The 2,821-nt window shown below is 70.9% G+C and carries 3 protein-coding genes; 1 reads left to right on the top strand and 2 read right to left on the bottom strand.

Going from position 1 to position 2,821, the window contains the following annotated elements; all coding sequences use genetic code 11:
• Both HYV93_21915 and HYV93_21910 read right to left on the bottom strand, forming a co-directional pair.
• A partial coding sequence (locus HYV93_21915) for a DUF748 domain-containing protein (protein ID MBI2528625.1) occupies window positions 1-1,311 on the bottom strand: 1,311 nt, incomplete at its 3' end.
• A gap of 77 nt (window positions 1,312-1,388) precedes the next feature.
• Entirely contained in the window at window positions 1,389-1,898 is a 510-nt protein-coding gene (locus tag HYV93_21910; protein MBI2528624.1) for a DUF4143 domain-containing protein, read from the bottom strand.
• 223 nt (window positions 1,899-2,121) lie between these two features.
• On the opposite strand from HYV93_21910, the gene HYV93_21905 reads away from it, so the two are divergent.
• Window positions 2,122-2,821 (top strand): hypothetical protein (locus HYV93_21905; GenBank protein ID MBI2528623.1); only part of this gene is annotated, 700 nt, incomplete at its 3' end.

The following is a 2,821-nucleotide window of genomic DNA, read 5'->3' as shown; positions in this document are numbered from 1 at the left end:
GCGGCGCAGCTCGATGCCGCTCAGCCCCGCATCGAGGGCGAGGCGCGTGCCACGACGGGCGTCGTGGTCGACCTGGAGGGACGCGTTGACGACACCGCGTTCGGGCTGCACCGGCAGCTCGGGCGGCAGGTAGAGGCGGAGCAGCGCGAGGTCGACGTTGCGGAGAATCGCCGTCGCGTGCAGCTCGAGCGGGGCGAGACGGAGGTTGGCGACCCACACCGACACCTGCGCTCCTGCCATCATCGCGCCGGCGCTCGCGGCCCCTGCCGGCGCGTCGCGGGCGCTCGACAGATTGCGGGCCTCGAGAGCGACGCCGTCGGCCTGCCAGCGCCGGGCCCGCCCGAGCCGCGCGTCCTCCAGCACCACGGTGCCACCGTCCACGGCGAGGCGACCCAGCTCGATCGCCCCGGGAAGAACGCGGAGATTCTCCACCGTCACCCGCACCGCCGGCGCGGACAGGAACGCGCCCGCCTGTCCTGGCCGGTGCAGCTCGATGCCGGCGAAGCCGACATCGAACGTCACGAGGGTGCCTGTCGATGCGTCGTTGTCGATCGTCGCCGTCGCGTTGATCTTCCCCCGGGTTGGGCTGAGCGGGCTGGCCGGCGGCAGGTAGAGGGCCGCGAGCGACGCGTCGAGCTCTCGCGCGATGACCGTCGCCCGGAAGCGCAGCGGAGAGAGGCGCACGTCGGTCACCCAGAGCGAGACCGGCGAACCCGCCACGACCGCGCTCAGCGTGACGACACCGGGCGCCTTCCCGGCCTGCGTGGTCGCCTCTCGCGCTTCCAGCGTCACCGCGTCGACCTGCCAGGTGCGTGGCGGGGTCAGCGTGCGGTCCTCGATCACGCCGGCGCCGCCGAGGAGCTGGAACCGCTCGATCGTGACGGCCAGCGTGGCTCCGCCCTCCGTCTTGCGGACCAGGAGGTCGGAGATGTTGAACTCGCTCGGGCCCGTCCGCACGATTCGGACGGTCATCGCCTGGAGCGTGGCGTCTCGAATACGCAGGTGGCGCCGGAACAGCTCGCGCGGGCTGAATCGAACGTCCAGCCGCTCGAGGGTCGCGAGCGGGCCCCCGTCCTGGTCGATCACACGGAGCCCGCGGAGGGCCAGGCGGCCGTTGAAGAGGTCCAGATCGGCGGCCTCGAGCATGACCGTCCGGCCCGTGGTCACGGCCAGCCGCCACACCGCCACCCGGCGAACGATCTCGGGCAACGCGGCCAGACCGATCGCCACGAGCGCGACGAGCGCGACGACGGCGATGACGACGAGACGGAGCGCGCGGCGACGGTTCACGGTACACACCATGAATACCACGGACGCGCTCGTCGCTCTCGAGACGTTGCCAGCCCGGCGCGCCGCGCTGCGACGGTCAACGCTCAATCAACGCTGCGCTACCGTCGTCCGGCCCGGCGAGCCCGGCCCAACTCTGTTGTCAGGCTGGAGATGGCGAGTGCCCGAATCTTGGTCGAGAGAGGATACGTGTCGCCGCCGACATGGACCACGTCGATCGACTCGAGGCCCAGATCGCGGATCGCGACGTGCATGGATTTCGTGACGGCGGGCGCATCGGTCCGCTTGAACTCGAATCCGCGGCGCCTCCCCCCCCGCACCACGAGCAGGTCCAGCCCGGCGCCCTGATGGGTGGCCCAGAAGAAGCACTGCTCGGCTCTCGCGTGGAGCGCCCGCATCACCTCCTGCAGAGCGAACCCCTCGAACGAGGCCCCGACCTTGGGATGTGTCTCGAGGGCCCGAGCGCTCGGAATGTCGAGCAGAGCGTGGAGCAGGCCGGTATCGCCGATGTAGACCTTGGGTGTCTTCACCACGCGCTTGCCGATGTTCTCGCTCCAGGGCGGCAGCACGCGCACCATGAACGTACTAACCAGTAGGTCGAGCTGTACCATGAAATCCTTGCGATATTAGCTAGGATTTCATGGTAACGATCCGCTCGTCTCGACGTCCGGCAGGACTCGCTCCGCCCGGCGGCGGCGCCGGCCGAGGTCCTCGGGCCACCGCGGGGTGTGTCCGCCGGCGCGAGAATCCCGTATACTCTGGCCGCGCAGCCACCACCCTCCCATCGAACTCGCCGGCGGCCACTGCCTGCACACACGGGGACGGCTGATCATCGTGAGTGACACTGACGTCAGGCAGAGCCCGTGGCGCGCGGTCGCGGCCGCCACCGTACTCAATACCCCGCTCGGCTCGCTCTATGCGTTCAGCGTGTTCTTGACGCCGCTGGAAACTCTGCTCGGGCTGAGCCGAGCCGATCTCGCGCTCGTCTTCGCCCTGTCCACGGCCGGATTTGGCGCCGGCATGAACCTGGGGCCCCACGTCTACGGCCTCGCGTCGGCCCCGATCCTGGTGCTGGCCTGCGCGGCCGCGAGCACCCTGGGCATCGCGCTTGCCGCCACGGCCGGCGGGCTGGCCCAGCTGGCCATCGGATACGGGGTGCTCTTCGGCGCCGGGGGCGGCACGGGCTACATCCTCGTGCAGCAGGCGGTGAACCTGGCGGTGACGAGACGCCAGGGCCTGGTGAACGGCTATATCATCGGCCTGTATCCGGCCGGCGCCATGATCGCCGCGCCCGTCTTCGGGTGGTCCGTCCGCGAGTCCGGCGTGCGCGCCACGCTCGGGGGGCTCGCCACCGTCCTGGCCGTCACCGGGCTGATCAGCGCGTGGCTCATCGCGCGCTCGGGGATCACGCTCGAGGCGGCGACCGCGGCCGTCGAGCCCGACGCCCAGGAGCGTCGCCGGCCCCTGTTCTGGCGGTTGTGGCTCGTCTTCTTCCTGGCGGCGTCCGCCGGGCTCATGGTGCTCAGCCAGGCCG

The organism is Candidatus Rokuibacteriota bacterium (assembly GCA_016188005.1).
Lineage (GTDB): Bacteria > Methylomirabilota > Methylomirabilia > Rokubacteriales > CSP1-6 > UBA12499.
The sequence above is the reverse complement of the archived record's forward strand: the minus strand, read 5'-3'. Positions and strand labels throughout refer to the sequence as shown.

What these genes read in the sequence shown, in the direction of transcription:
- HYV93_21910 (MBI2528624.1), bottom strand. Translation starts at nt 1,898, where the DNA reads ATGGTACAGCTCGACCTACTGGTTAGTACGTTCATGGTGCGCGTGCTG.